This window comes from Cellulosimicrobium cellulans (genome assembly GCF_042723955.1).
In the GTDB taxonomy this organism is placed as follows: Bacteria; Actinomycetota; Actinomycetes; order Actinomycetales; family Cellulomonadaceae; genus Cellulosimicrobium; species Cellulosimicrobium cellulans_H.
This window is the reverse complement of sequence record NZ_JBHXIC010000008.1, coordinates 69,030-83,297: the sequence shown is the minus strand read 5'-3', so window position 1 is coordinate 83,297 and position 14,268 is coordinate 69,030. Positions and strand designations below refer to the sequence as shown.

The following is a 14,268-nucleotide window of genomic DNA, read 5'->3' as shown; positions in this document are numbered from 1 at the left end:
TCGTTCTTTTTTTTAAACCCCACCGCCCCCCCCCCGGCCCCCCCGGCCCGGGGCCCCGCGGGCCGGTGCCGGGCGGGCGCGGCCGCCGCGCCGCCCGCGAGGAGGTCGCCGGCGCGCGCGCGGGTGAGGAACGCCAGCACCGCGTCCTTCTCCCCCACGCGCACGCGGTCGGCGACCTCGAAACCGAGCGCGCGCATCCGGGCGTGGGCGCGCGCGTTCGCGGCGTCGGGCTCGACGACGACGCGGTCCACGCGCGCGTCGGCGAAGCAGAACGCGACGAGCAGCGGGCCGACCGCGCCCCACAGGTCCGTGCCCCGGGGCCCACGGGCCCCGAGCAGGAAGTGCGCGCCGACGTCCCCGGGCCGCACCTGGTACGCCTCGCCGACCGGGTCGTGCTCGGGCTCGTACGTCTGGAGCAGCGCCACGGGCGTGTCGTCCCACCGCACGAGGAACGCGTGGTGCGTGGGCAGGGAGCCGACGTACGCGTAGAGGTCGCGCAGCTCCGTCCGCGACAGCTCCGCGAGCCCCCAGAAGCGCGCCCAGGGCCGGGTCACCCAGTCGTGCAGCACGTCGAGGTCGGCGTCGGGGTCGAGCACCCGCAGCGTCAGCCGCCCGCCGCCCGGGGCGTCGTGCGCGAGCAGGAGCTCGCCGGGAGCGCCCGTCCGCAGCCGGCCCCCACCCGGAGCAGTGCGGCCCGGAGCGGTGAGGCCGGGGGCGGTGTCGCCCGGGCGCGCGGCCGTCACCGTTCCTTCTGGCGTCAGGTCCGGGGTCCGTCCGGTCGTCGGGGCGGGGACGGTCATCGGGTCTCCTCGTGGCTCAGCAGGGTCCAGTCGGTCACGACGGGCACGGTCTCGGCGCCGGCCCAGGCGGCGAGCTGGTCGGCGAAGTGCGGCGAACGGGGGTCCCCGCTCGCGCCGAACGGCACGCCCCAGCGGCTCGCGTCCCGGTCGGCGAGGTCCCACACCCAGCGCGCGACCGATCCGCGCACGCACACGTCGCCGATCCCCGGCACGCTCGCCGTGCAGCGCACGGTGTCCGTGTCACCGCCGAGAGGCAGCGACGGCACGCGCGGCACCGCGGCGCCCGGCACGTCCAGGAGCACGTGCAGGCCGAGCACCCGGTGGGTGTCGCCCCACACGGGCGCGGCGTCTGCCCGGTCCGGGTCCGCCGGGCCGCGGTCCTGCGTGTCGCCGAGGTCGCGGGCGACCTCGCCCAGCGCGGCCCACGCCTCGCCCGCCCCGTCGATCCCCAGCCACGCGGCGCCGAGCAGCGCCGGCAGGGCGTCCGCGACGCGCGCGGTGACCGACATCCACGGCGCGAACAGCGGGTCGAGGCCGTGCGGCGCGTGCAGGGGCGCGAGCGCCGGGTGCGTGGCGACCCGGCGCGCGAGCGCCGCGCGCCACGCGGCGAACAGGGCGGCGTCCGCGCTGTCCGCGTCCATCCGGCGGTCCCACACGCGCAGCCGGCGCGCCGCGCGCACCGCCGCGGGGTCGCGCGCGCCCGGGTCACCGCCGGACGGACGGCTCGCGGCCTCGTCCCCGGCCGCGGGAGCGTCGTCGCCCGAGGCCTCCTCGAGCCAGCGCAGCAGGTCGCCGGCGCCCCCGAGCAGCGTGTCCCCGTGCACGCGCGACTGGTCCGTGGCCGTCCCGTCGTCCCCGGCCGCGTGGAGCAGCGCGCGGAGGCGCCGCGCGCGGTGGAGCGGTGCGTAGGTGTGGCCGAGGTCGATCTCCGGGCGCGCGGGGCGCTCGTTCGCGTCGACCGCGACGTCCCCCACGACCACGGGCCCGGGCGGCACGACCCACGGGCGGGCGCGCGCGGCGTCGGACCACGCGGGCAGCGGCAGGGCCCGCTCCGCACGGTCACGTCGCGGCACGCGGCCGGCGGTGACCGACAGCACCGTGTCCCGGTCCGCCGCGAGGACGCGGTCCACCGGGTCGACCCACGTCGCGAACGCGTCCGTGACGTCGCGCGCCGAGCGGGCGCGCAGCAGCCGCCGCCACGCGGCGACGCCGAGGTCGGCGTCGACGCGCGCGGGCAGGCGGACCGCGAACGTGCGGTCGGGGTCGTCCGGGCCGCCGGTCACGACGACGCCGCGCGCCGTCTCGACCGTCTCCACCCGGTGCTCCACGGGCCCGCCGGCGGCGCGCACGCGCAGGGTCGCGACGGCGACGTCCGCGGGCTCCGGTCCGTCCGGCCCCAGCGCCTCGACCCCGCCGTCGTCCGTCCGGCGCAGGCTCTCGGCGATCACGTCGACGTGGTGCGCCATCGCGTTCGTCACGCCCCACGCCGCGGCCCCGGCGTGGCCGAAGTGCGGCAGGCCGGGCACGCCCGGGAACGCGAGGCCGACGACGTCGTAGTCGTCGCACGCGAGGCGCACCTGCTGGTACACGCCAGGCAGCTCGAGCAGGCGGTGCGGGTCGCCCGCGAGCAGCGGCGCCCCGCTGCGCGTGCGCGCGCCCGCGAGCGCCCACGCGTTCGACCCCGAGCCGGGGCCGCCATCGACGGCGAGCAGGTCGAGCACGTCGGTGAGCGGCAGGTCGGGCCGCGACCGCGCGACGTCCGCCCCGAGCGTGCGGGCCACGTGGTCGCGCCACAGCACGTGCGGGAAGCCGGAGAAGAGCACGTGCGCGACGAGGAACACGCCGAGCGGCGCCCACGCGGGCCACGGCTCGTGCGGCGGCAGGTCGCCCCCACCGGGCCATCCCGGGTCCGCGAGCGCGTGCAGCTCGGGCACGTCGCGTCCCCGTGCCAGGCCCTCGTTCACGCCCGCGGTGTAGGCGTCGACCCAGGCGCGGTCGTCGTCCGCGAGCGCCGCGTAGGCGCGGCGCGCGGTGTCGGCGAGGCGCACGCGGTGGGCGAACCGGTCCCACACCAGGCCGGGCTCGCCGATGCGCTCGGCGAGGCGGCCCTCGGCGCGCCACCGGTCGACCTCGATCTGCCAGCCGCGGTCGAGCGCCGTGACGTACCCCTGGCCGCGCGCGAGCGCGAGCTCGTCGGCGGCGCGCACGTGCGGGACGCCCCACGCGTCGCGGTGCACGGCGAACCCGCCGGGCGGGACCTCCGGCACTCCCGTGGCGACCACGTCAGGCGTCCCGCGCGGCGGGGTTGGCGAGCGTCCCCGCGTACAGGAGGGACGCGGACTGGTCGGCGAGGTCGACCATCTGGAGCGTGTTGCGCAGCTGGAGGCGGTTGAGGCACGAGTGCGCGAACCGCGGCGCCCGCAGGTCGACGCCGCTGCGCAGGTCGGGGTGGTCCGCGCGGTGCGCGTCGAGGCACTCGGCGACGAGACCCCAGAACCGGTCCTCGGGCAGCACCCCGTCCCCGGCGAGGATCGCCGCGAGGTGGCGCAGGACGCCGTCGTACACGTCGGTGAAGACCGCCAGAGCCTTCTCCTCGTCGTCGACGACGGCGCGCACGCGCTCGACGCCGGGCGGGAGCAGCGCGTCGCCGAGGACGGCGATCTCCTCGCCGACGTCCTTCATGACCGCGCGGACGACGACGTGGTCGCGCAGGACGAGGATGAGGTTCTCCCCGTGCGGCATGAACGCGAGGTCGTGCGCGAGCAGCGCGTGGGCCAGGGGACGCAGGTAGGCGTCGAGGTAGGCACGCACCCAGTCGGCGGGGTCGAGCCCGGAGGCGCGCACGAGCGCGGTCGCGTGGGCGGCGCCGTCGGGGTCGCGGTGCAGGAGCGAGGCCATGGTGGCCAGGCGCTCGCCGGGCGCGGTGCGCGGCACGGGGCTCTCGCGCCACAGGGCGGCGAGCATCTTGCGGTGCGCGGACGGGGTCGCGGTGCGGTGGTAGACGTCGCCGGTGTACCCGATCGAGGCGAGCTCGCGCAGCACGGTGAAGCCGCGCCCGCCGAGCTCCGGGTCGGCGGCGACGAGGTCGGCGACCCAGTCGTTGATCGCGGGGGTGTCGCGCATGTAGGCGGGCGACAGCCCGCGCAGGAACCCCATGTTCTGGATCGCGAGCGCGACCTTGACGTAGTGGCGGCCGGGCCGGGTGAGGTTGAACAGCGTGCGGATCGACTGCTGCGGCTGGTACTCGTCGCCGCCCTGGCCGACCGGTACGAGGTCGCCGCGTGCGACGTCGGCGGCGAACGTGATGGGGACGCGGTGCTCCCACTGCCACGGGTGCACCGGCAGGTAGAGGTAGTCGGCCGGGTCGAGACCGCGCGCGGCGAGCCGGTCCGCGAACGCGGCGCGCTCGTCGTCGGACAGCTCGCCCGCGTAGTGCGACGCCTCGTCGAGCCCGGCGCCGAGCGCGAGGTGCGTGTGCTCGCGCCGTGCGGCGAGCCACACGAGGCGCACGCGCCCGCCGTTCTCGGGCGCGTACGCGCGGTACTCCGCGAGACCGAACCCGATGCGCCCGTTGTTCGCGACGAACCCCGGGTGCCCCTCGGTCATGGCCGCCTCGACCTCCTGGAAGGAGGCGCCGAGCAGGTCGACGGCGCTCGGGCCGCCGGTGCGCTCGTACCGCTCGGTCTTGGCGGTCGCGCTCGCGAGGGTCGAGGACACCTCCTCGAGGTACGTGGCGAGCAGGTCGTCGGGGATGTTCAGGTCGGGCTGCAGCTCGACCACGAGGTCGAGCGCGTCCACGGGCAGGTCGCGCGGCGCGCCCGCCTGTCCGGACGGCCCCGGGGGCACCGCGGTGCGCCGGATCGACGCCTCGTCGAGCACCCAGTGCTCCAGCGCGTAGCGGCGCGCGACGAAGCGGTACTCGACGGCGCCGCCCGCGACGGGCAGCACGTACTCGCCCGGGCCGTTCGCCTCGACCGGCCAGACCTCGGCGCGCGGCGCGAGCAGGCGTTCGTGCGTGAGCTCGGCGATCGCCTTGGCGACGAGGTGGCGGTGGGCCCGGTCGGCGAGGTCGGGGCGCAGGTGCGGGGCGAGGTCGACGCCGTCGCCCAGCGGGCTCGCGTCCAGGTCGGCGCGGGTCGCGACCGCGAGGTGCGCCGTCTTGCCCGGCAGCCCGAGCTCGCGCAGCACGCGGAACCCGGCCGCGGCGTTCTTCGCCGCGATCGCGGCGTTGCGTACGTCCGGCTCGACGACGACGCGCCGCGCCCCGCGCCCGGCGGGGTCGAGGCAGAACCGCACGACGGCGCCCATCACCGCGGACGTGAAACCGCTCCGCGGCGGGCCTGCCGGGGGCGCGACGAGGAGGTGCATCCCGACGTCGCCCGGCTCGAGCAGCGCGGCGGCGGCGGGGACCGCGGCGAGCGTGACGCGCGCCGGGTCGTACGTCTCGACGAGGAACGCGGGCTCGCCGTCGACCCGGCCGAGCCACGCCTCCTGGTGCGGGTCGGCGGCCACCTCCTCGAAGTAGGCGCGCACCCCGGCCACGTCGAGGTGACCCATCCCCCAGAACGCCGACCGGGGGTCGGCGAGCCAGCCCTGCGCGAGCGCGGCGTCGCGCCCGGCGTCGACGGGCTCGAACGAGACGTCCGCGCGTCCGGCGCCGAGCCGGACCCGCACCGCGAACGCGGGACCCGAGGCGGGGACCGGAGCGAGGCGCACCGTCGGGTCTGCGGCCGACGACGTGGTCGTGACCGTGCTCATCGGGCCTCCCCTCCGGCGCGCTCGCCCACGACGATGGGAGCCGCGACGTCCGGAGCAGCGGCGTCGGGCGGGGTGGGAGAGGTCGGCGCGTCGTCGGGCAGGCCGAACGTCTGGAACGCGATGCGCTCCTCGACCGGGTACACCTCGCGCCCCGTGACGGTGCGCAGCACGACGGCGTTGCGCCACGCGGCGAACCCGAGGTCCGGCGCGGTGATGCCGTGCGTGTGCTCCTCGCCGTTGAGCACGTGCACGCGGCGCGCGTCGTCGACCGTGTAGTCGCGCGCGACGTCGAACCTGCCGAGCTCGTCGAACCGCAGGAGGTGGCGCACGGGGTCGAGGAACGCGGGGACCGTCGCGGCGTAGCCCGTCGCGGCGACGAGCGCGCGCGTGCGGCGCTCGACCTCGCGACCGAGCTGGGCGTGGCGCAGGCGCAGCACGTACTCCCCCGCCTCCTCTCCCTCACCGGCCCCCGGCTCGTAGCGCGCGGCCACGACCTCGGTGTCCGTGAGCAGCGTCGTCGGCACCGGGCGGCCCAGGCTCAGCCGGTACAGGGCGTCGTAGATCTCGTCCACGAGGTCGCCGCTGATCCCCTTGTACAGGCCGCGCTGCTCGCGACCCAGGAGCTGGCGCAGCTCGAGCGGCAGCGCGTGGAAGTGGTCGGTGTACTCCGGCGACGTCATCTCGAGCGTGAGCTTCGTGTACTCCATGGGGAAGAAGCGCGGCGAGCGCGTCACCCAGTCCAGCCGGTACCCGGGGCCGTGCGCGTCGCCGTGGACGCCCTCGAGCAGGTCGCGGTACACCTCGGCGGCCGACTGGCCGCTGCCGACGACCGTGACCGACCCGGAGCCCGCGAGCGCGTCGCGGTGCGGCAGGTACTGCGCGCTGTGCACGAGCGGCCCTGCGCCCGGGTGCTCGCCGCGCGCGACCTCGTCCGCGAGCGCCCGCAGCGCGGGTGGCAGCACCGGGGCGGTGCCGACGCCGAGCACGAGATGACGGCCCCGGTGCTCCTCGGTACCGGTGACGGCGCCGTCCGCGTCGAGGACCTCGGCCCGCACGACGAACGCGTCGGCGGCCGGGTCGTGCTCGACGGCGACGACGCGCCGCGACCAGCGCAGCGAGCTCAGCCGCGCCGCGACCCACCGGCAGTAGGCGTCGTACTCGGCGCGCAGCGGGTAGAACGACTCACGGATGTAGAACGGGTACAGCCGGCCCGTGGCCTTGAGGAACGCGAGGAACGAGTACGGCGACGTGGGGTCGGCCATGGTGACGAGGTCGGCGAGGAACGGGACCTGGATCGTCGCACCCTCGATCATCATGCCGGGGTGCCAGCGGAACTCCGGCGCGGCGTCGAGGAAGACGGCGTCGACGTCGTCGAGCGGCGCGGACAGCGCCGCCAGGCCGAGGTTGAACGGCCCGATGCCCACGCCGACGACATCCCGCACACGGCCGGGGTCGTGGCTCGCCGCGTCGTGGCTCACGGTCGCGGCGCTCATCGGGCCACCGCCCCCGCGGTCGCGAGCGAGGCGACGAGGTCGGCGGCGTGCGCGTCGTCGTCGTCCTCGTCGGCGAGCAGCGCGTCGCGCTCGACGAGCGCCTGCGCGGTCGTGCGCACGAGATCGAGCACGTGGCGCACGTCGGCGAGGGTGACCGTCGGGTTGAGGAGCGTGAGCTTGAGGCACGGGACGCCGTCGAGCACGGTCTTGGCGACGACCGCGCGCCCGGACTCGAAGAGCACGCGCCGCACGAGCGGGACGAGCCGGTCGGCGTGCTCCGCGGACAGGCCCGGCGGCTCGTAGCGGAACAGGACCGTGGAGAGGTCGGTGCGCCCGAGCACGCGCAGGTCGGGGTCGCGCGCGAGGTCGACGTGCACCGCGGCGGCGAGGTCGCACACCGCGTCGACCATCGCGCCGACGCCGTCCGGGCCGAGCGCGCGCAGCGTCGCCCAGAGCTTGAGCGCGTCGAAGCGGCGGGTCGTCTGGAGCGACACGTCGACCTGGTTGGGCTCGGCGTTCTCGCGCGGGTTGAGGTAGTCCGCGTGATGGGCGACGCGCTCCAGGTCGGTGCGGTCGCGCACGATGAGCGCGCTCGCGGACACGGGCTGGAAGAAGGCCTTGTGGTAGTCGACGGTCACCGACCGCGACCGCTCGATCCCGTCGAGCAGGTGCCGGCGCGTCGGGGACACGAGCAGGCCGCAGCCGTAGGCGGCGTCCACGTGCAGCCACACGTCCGTCGCGTCGCACACGTCCGCGACCGCCGCGAGGGGGTCCACGCAGCCGCGGTCGGTCGTGCCCGCGGTCGCGACGACCGCCATGACCACGTCGCCGGCCGCGCGCACCGCGCCGATCGCCGCCGCGAGCGCCGTGGGGTCGAGGCGGCCGTCGGCGTCGGCCCGGACGTGGACCACGGCGTCGTCGGCGAGGCCGAGCAGCAGGGCCGAGCGGGCCACGCTGAAGTGGCTCGACGCGGCCGCGAGGACGCGCAGGCGGGGCAGCACGGCCGACCGACCGGGTCCGCCCGCGCGGGCCGCGCGCTCGACGGCACGCTCCCGGGCGAGGAACAGCGCGTGCAGGTTGGACTGCGTTCCCCCGGAGGTGAGCACGCCGTCGCCCGCGGCGTACCCGACCCGGCGCGCGGTCCACGCGACGACGCGGCGCTCCATGAGGGTCGCCACCGTCGACTGGTCGAACGTGTCGACGGACGTGTTGATCGCCGCGAGCATCGCCTCGGCGCCGACGGCGGGCAGCGCGACCGGGCAGTTGAGGTGGGCGACGTACGCGGGGTCGTGGAACCACACGGCGTGGGTCGCGTAGAGGTCGGCTGCCTCGCGCAGCGCGGCGTCGGTGCCGAGGCCCGGGGCGTCGAGGTCGACCGCGTCGACGAGCGCCGCGAGGTGGGCGCGGCTCGCGCCCGACCAGGGCTGGGTGACCGCGGCCGCGCGCGCCGCCACGTCGTCGACGACGGCGTGCAGGGTGCTCGCGTAGTCGCCCGCGGTGGCGCCCGTGAGCAGCGCAGGGGCGGTCGAGGTACCGTGCGCGGGCGCGACGGATCGTGCTGAGAGCATGCGAGGCTCCAAGTACGGGGAGAGGACCGCCGCGGACCGCGGCGGGGCAACCTGAGGTTTGCCTTGCCTAACCTAGCGCAGTGCGAGGGGTCGTCAAGAGTGACCTGCGCCACGCCGCCGTGGACGCGAGGCCACCGTGGCGGGAGGATGGCACTCGCCCGTCCGTGGCTCCCGAGGAGACCGTGTGGAACCGACCGTCGCGACGACCCGCCCCGCCATCGTCACCGTGGACGACGACCCCGGGGTCTCGCGCGCGGTCGCGCGCGACCTGCGCCGCCGCTACGGCGACCGGTACCGCATCGTGCGGGCCGAGTCGGGCGCCGAGACGCTCGACGCGCTGCGCGAGCTCGCGCTGCGGGGCGAGGACGTCGCCGTCGTGCTCGCCGACCACCGCATGCCCGGCATGACCGGCGTCGAGCTCCTCGAGCAGGCGATGGACCTCTTCCCCGCCGCCCGGCGCGTCCTGCTCACCGCCTACGCGGACACCGAGGCCGCGATCGAGGCGATCAACGTCGTCGACCTCGACTACTACCTGCTCAAGCCGTGGGACCCGCCCGAGGAGAAGCTCTACCCCGTCGTGGACGCCCAGCTCGAGGCCTGGTCGGCCACCGACCGGCGCCGTCCCGCCGAGACGGTCGTCGTCGGGCACCGGTGGTCGGCGCGCTCGTCGCAGGTGCGCGAGTTCCTCGCGCGCAACCGCGTGCCCTACCGCTGGTACCCGTCGGAGTCCGCCGAGGGCGCGCGCCTGCTCACGGCTGCCCAGACCGACGGCGAGGCCCTCCCCCTCGTGGTGACGCCCGAGGGCGAGGCGCTCGTCGCGCCCGACGACGCGACGCTCGCCGAGCGCGTCGGGCTCGCCACCCGCCCGACGGCCGAGTTCTACGACCTCGTCGTCGTGGGTGGCGGCCCCGCCGGGCTCAGCGCCGCGCTCTACGGGGCGTCCGAGGGGCTGCGGACGGTGCTCGTCGAGCGCACGGCCACGGGCGGGCAGGCCGGGCAGAGCTCCCGCATCGACAACTACCTCGGCTTCCCCGACGGGATCTCGGGAGCACAGCTCGCCGAGCGCGCGCGACGCCAGGCGGTGCGGTTCGGGGCGGAGATCGTCACGACGCGCGACGCGGTCGAGCTCGACGTCGAGGGGCCCGCGCGCAGCGTGCGCTTCCCCGACGGCACGTCGATCGACGCGCACACCGTCATCCTCGCCTCGGGGGTGTCCTACCGGCTGCTCGACGGCCCCGGGCTCGGCGACCTCGTGGGGCGCGGCGTGTTCTACGGGTCGGCGCTCACGGAGGCCTCGGCGTGCCACGACCAGGAGGTGTACGTCGTCGGCGGCGCCAACTCCGCCGGGCAGGCGGCGCTCTACCTGGCGCGCGAGGCCAAGCGGGTCACGCTCGTGATCCGCGGTGACGCCCTCGCCCGCTCGATGTCGTCCTACCTCGTCGAGCAGGTCGAGGCCCACCCGCGGGTGCGCGTCCTGACCCGCACGGAGGTCGCCGCGGCGTCGGGCGACGGCCACCTGGAGCACCTCGAGCTGCGGGACGTCGACACCGGCGAGACCTCGCGCGTCGAGTGCGGGTGGGCCTTCGTGTTCATCGGCGCCGCGCCCCGCACGGACTGGCTCGACGGCGTCGTCGCGCGCGACCCGCGCGGGTACGTCCTCGCCGGGCCCGACCTCCTGCGCGACGGCGCCCCGCCCGCCGGGTGGACGCTCGACCGCCCGCCCTACCACCTCGAGACGTCCGTGCCCGGCGTGTTCGCCGCCGGCGACGTGCGCTCGGAGTCCGCCAAGCGCGTCGCGTCCGCCGTGGGCGAGGGCGCGATGGCCGTCATGCTCGTGCACCGCTACCTCGAACAGCTCTGACCATCCCGTCCCGCGCGACACAGCCCCGACCCGAACCCCGGAGGCGACACCGTGACCAGCACCGAGGACCCCACCACGACCCCGCCCGCCGAGGGCACCGCCGCCAGCCCCACCGCCGCCCGCGGGTGGCTGCCGTGCGACGTCGACGAGCTGCGCGCGACGTTCCTGTTCGAGCACCTTACCGACGACCAGCTCGCCTGGCTGTGTGTCACGGGCCACGTCGAGCGGCACGACGCGGGCTGGATGTTCCACGAGGGCACGCCCGCCGAGGCGTTCTACGTCATGCTCGACGGCGGCGTCGCGCTCTACCGGCGCGTCGGGGAGGACGAGGTCGAGGTCTCGCGCACCCGCCAGGTCGGCGTCTACCTGGGCGCGTGGAACGCCTACCTCGGCGACCGGCTCCCCCAGACCTACCTCCACTCGGCGCGCGCGCTCGAGCCGTCGCGCTTCTTCGTGCTCGAGGCGCACGACTTCGCCAAGCTCATGACCGAGTGGTTCCCCATGGCCGTGCACCTGCTCGAGGGCGTGTTCTGGGGCACGCGCGACGCGCAGCAGCTCGTCGGGCAGCGCGAGCGCCTCCTCGCCCTCGGGTCGCTCTCGGCGGGCCTCACGCACGAGCTCAACAACCCCGCGGCCGCCGCGGTGCGTGCGACCGGGACCCTGCGCGAGCGCGTCGCCGCGATGCGGCACAAGCTCGCGCTCATCGCCGACGGCCCCTACGACCGCGCCACCCTCGCCGAGCTGATCCGGCTCCAGGAGGACGCGCTCGAGCGCTACGCGGACACCCGCACCGCGGACGCCGTCGGCGCCCTGGAGACGTCCGACCTCGAGGACCGCCTCACCGACTGGCTCGACGACCACGGCCTGCCCGAGGGCTGGCGCGTGTCGCCCGCGCTCGTCCAGGCCGGCATCGACGAGCCGTGGCTCGACCGGGTCGCCGAGCGCGTCGACGCCGGAGCGCTCACCGGCGCGGTGAGCTGGCTCGCGTACACGATCGAGACCGAGCAGCTCATGGCCGAGATCGAGGACGCCACCGTGCGGATCTCCACGCTCGTCGGCGCGGCGCGCCAGTACTCCCAGCTCGACCGGGCGCCCTTCCGCCCCGTGGACCTGCACGAGCTGCTCGACTCCACGCTGACGATGCTCGACCACACGCTCACCGGCGTCGAGGTCGTGCGCCGCTACGACACCACCCTCCCGCTCGTGCCGGTCTACGCCGCCGAGCTCAACCAGGTGTGGACCAACCTCGTCGAGAACGCCGCGCAGGCGATGGGCGGGTCCGGCACGCTCACCGTCACGACCCGCCGCGCCGACGACCGCGCGGAGGTCGAGATCGCCGACACCGGCCCCGGCATCCCCGACGACGTGCGCCCCCGGATCTTCGAACCCTTCTTCACGACCAAGCCGGTCGGGCAGGGCACCGGGCTCGGCCTGGACATCTCGTGGCGGATCGTCGTCAACAAGCACCACGGCGACCTCACGGTGACGTCCGTGCCCGGGGACACGCGGTTCGTCGTGCACCTCCCGCTGGAGCCGGCACCGTCGCAGCCCGCGGCCACCCCGGGGGCGGACGGCGACGCCGCACGATGACCACGCCCGCCCCCGCCGCGGGGACGTCGCCCGTCGGCGAGGAGCGCCACGCGTCGTGGCTCGAGCTCTTCTTCGACCTCGTCGTCGTCGCGGGCATCGGGATGCTCGCGCACCTGCTCCAGGAGGACCACGACGGCGGCGGGCTCGCCGTGTACGTCGTCGCGTACACGGCGTTCTGGCTCGTGTGGGCGTGCTTCACCACGTACGGCAACGTCGCGGGCGAGGGCGCCCGGGCGCTGCCGATCCTCGCCGGGATGGCCGCGCTCGCGGTGATGATCGCCGCAGTGCCCGGCATCCACGACGAGCACGCGCAGGCGTTCGCCGTCGCGTACGTCGTGGGGCGCCTCGTCGCCGCGCGACCGTGGCGCCGCACGACCGTCGTCGTCGACCTGCCCGTCGTGCAGGCGCTGACCGGCGTCGTGCCGTGGATCGTGTCGTGGTGGTTCGACGGGCAGACCCGGTACACGCTCTGGGCCGTCGGCCTCGCGATCGACCTCCTCCTGCTCCTCACGCTCTCGGGCGAGCGCCTCGTGCGACGCGCCCAGGAGCGCCTCGACGAGGTCCGCGAGCGCCGGGGACCGGGCTCCCGGCGCGACAGCGGGGGTCGGGGCGCGCCACGTCGCGCGAGGGCCGCCGCCGACGCGCGGGGACGCGGTAGGGGGCGCGGCGCCCGGGACCTGGAGGTGCCCGAGACGGTCGACGCCGCGGTGAGCGACGTGCCGCACCTCGGCGAACGGCTGGGCCTGTTCGTCATCATCGTGCTCGGCGAGGGCCTCATCCAGGCGATCGACGCCGCGAGCGAGGCCGAGTGGGACCGGACGCTCCTCGTGGCGGGTGCCGGGGCGTTCACGCTGCTCGTGGCCCTGTGGGCGCTCACCGTGCGGTCGGGCTACGCGGGCGTCGCGCTCCTGCGCCCGGCCGGCGTGCCGCCGCGGTCGGCGTGGTTCCTGCACCTGGTGACCACGGGGGCGCTCGCGACGCTCGCGGGCGCGCTCGGCGGCGTCCTGGGCCGCCCCGCGCGCGCCCTCGACCCGGGTGAGCTCGCGCTGCTCGTCGGCGCGTTCGCCGTGCACGGGCTCGTGTCCGCCGGGGTGCACGCCGCGCTGCGCGACGCGCGGACCGCCGTCGTGCTCGCCGTGCCGGTCGTGGTCGCGGGCGCGGTCGCGTGGCTCGCGGGCGGGACGATCTCCGCCGCGGGCCTGGTCTGGGTGCTGTCGGGCGCGCTGCTCGTCGAGCTCGCCCTCGCCGCCCGGCCCCGCGCGGCCTCCGCCCCGGCAGCGGGCTCCTGACGCCGACGACGTGCCCGCGCTAAAGCGTGGACGTCACGCGCTCGCGGGCATAGCCTCGTGGCGTCCGGTCGAACCCGCCCGGACGCTCGACCATGACGACCGGTGAAGGAGAGGTGGACCTGCGTGCTGCACCAGTGGTCCACCGACCCGTCCCGGAGGGCGTTCCTCAGGTAGACGACGTACGTCGTCCACCTGCAGAGCCGTCCTGGGGCACCGTCCTGGGGCGGCTCTCGTCGTCTCAGCCGACCCACGGCCGTGACCGGCCACCGACACGACAGGAGGCGCGACGATGAGCGAGGTGGTCATCTACAACCTCGGCGGCAGCCAGGAGCTCGGCCGCGTGTCGTTGCGCCACGCGATCCGCATGCTGCACCGGCGGGTCGCCGAGGTGCTCGAGGCCGTCGAGGGCGAGACGTTCGGCCCCTACCAGCGGCCGCGCTCGGTCGCGCTCGTGCGGTACGTGCACGCCCGGTGGGTGTACGAGCGTCAGGGGCGCGTGCCGTACTCGCGCGCGGCGCTGCTGCGCCGGGACCGGTACCGCTGCGCGTACTGCGGCGGGACCGCGACGACCATGGACCACGTGGTCCCGCGCTGCCAGGGCGGGACCACGACGTGGCTCAACGCCGTCGCCGCGTGCGAGCCGTGCAACGCGGCCAAGGGCGGGCGCACCCCCGAGCAGGCCGGTCTGCGGCTGCTCAGACGCCCGTTCGAGCCCGCGTTCCGCGACATCTACCCGTCGGCGCCCGCCCCGCGCAGACGCTGACGGGTCCCCCGACCGGTCGCCCGGTCGGTCCCAGGCCGCCCCGCCGGGGGCGGGGGGCCCCGCCCCGGGTGCCCCCCCCCCCGCCCCCGGGCCCGGGGGCGCGGCGCCGGCCGCCCGCCGGGGCCGCGCGGGGGGCCCCCCCACCC

At 76.4% G+C, this 14,268-nt stretch carries 9 protein-coding genes; 4 read left to right on the top strand and 5 right to left on the bottom strand.

Annotation, left to right across the window (positions count from 1 at the left end; translation table 11 throughout):
• The 5 genes from ACFWH7_RS04200 to ACFWH7_RS04180 all read right to left on the bottom strand — a co-directional run.
• The coding region (locus ACFWH7_RS04200; RefSeq protein WP_378215189.1) for a GNAT family N-acetyltransferase at positions 1-800 on the bottom strand (800 nt) is incomplete at its 3' end.
• Entirely contained in the window at positions 797-3,082 is a 2,286-nt protein-coding gene (locus ACFWH7_RS04195) for a penicillin acylase family protein (RefSeq protein WP_378215188.1), read from the bottom strand. The genes ACFWH7_RS04195 and ACFWH7_RS04200, both read right to left, overlap by 4 nt.
• Before the next feature lies 1 nt (position 3,083).
• Positions 3,084-5,558, bottom strand: a complete 2,475-nt coding sequence (locus ACFWH7_RS04190) for a GNAT family N-acetyltransferase (protein ID WP_378215187.1) — start codon at positions 5,556-5,558, stop codon at positions 3,084-3,086.
• On the bottom strand, positions 5,555-7,051 hold the full coding sequence (locus ACFWH7_RS04185; protein WP_378215186.1) for a lysine N(6)-hydroxylase/L-ornithine N(5)-oxygenase family protein: 1,497 nt from the start codon (positions 7,049-7,051) through the stop codon (positions 5,555-5,557). The genes ACFWH7_RS04190 and ACFWH7_RS04185 overlap by 4 nt, the downstream gene beginning before the upstream one ends.
• Complete coding sequence (locus ACFWH7_RS04180) at positions 7,048-8,619, bottom strand: pyridoxal phosphate-dependent decarboxylase family protein (RefSeq protein WP_378215185.1); 1,572 nt, start codon at positions 8,617-8,619, stop codon at positions 7,048-7,050. Before ACFWH7_RS04180 ends, ACFWH7_RS04185 begins: the two co-directional genes overlap by 4 nt.
• A gap of 184 nt (positions 8,620-8,803) precedes the next feature.
• On the opposite strand from ACFWH7_RS04180, the gene ACFWH7_RS04175 reads away from it, so the two are divergent.
• The 4 genes from ACFWH7_RS04175 (at position 8,804) to ACFWH7_RS04160 (ending at position 14,122) form a co-directional block, all read left to right on the top strand.
• Positions 8,804-10,480: an NAD(P)/FAD-dependent oxidoreductase gene (locus ACFWH7_RS04175; protein WP_378215184.1), complete on the top strand. Its 1,677-nt coding sequence runs from the start codon at positions 8,804-8,806 to the stop codon at positions 10,478-10,480.
• 51 nt (positions 10,481-10,531) lie between these two features.
• Positions 10,532-12,070, top strand: coding sequence for an ATP-binding protein (locus tag ACFWH7_RS04170; RefSeq protein ID WP_378215183.1), 1,539 nt, complete (start codon positions 10,532-10,534; stop codon positions 12,068-12,070).
• On the top strand, positions 12,067-13,359 hold the full coding sequence (locus tag ACFWH7_RS04165; protein WP_378215182.1) for a low temperature requirement protein A: 1,293 nt from the start codon (positions 12,067-12,069) through the stop codon (positions 13,357-13,359). Before ACFWH7_RS04170 ends, ACFWH7_RS04165 begins: the two co-directional genes overlap by 4 nt.
• A 289-nt stretch (positions 13,360-13,648) precedes the next feature.
• Positions 13,649-14,122 (top strand): HNH endonuclease, encoded by a 474-nt coding sequence (locus tag ACFWH7_RS04160; RefSeq protein ID WP_024839729.1) that lies wholly within the window; start codon positions 13,649-13,651, stop codon positions 14,120-14,122.
• The last annotated feature ends 146 nt before the right edge of the window (positions 14,123-14,268 follow it).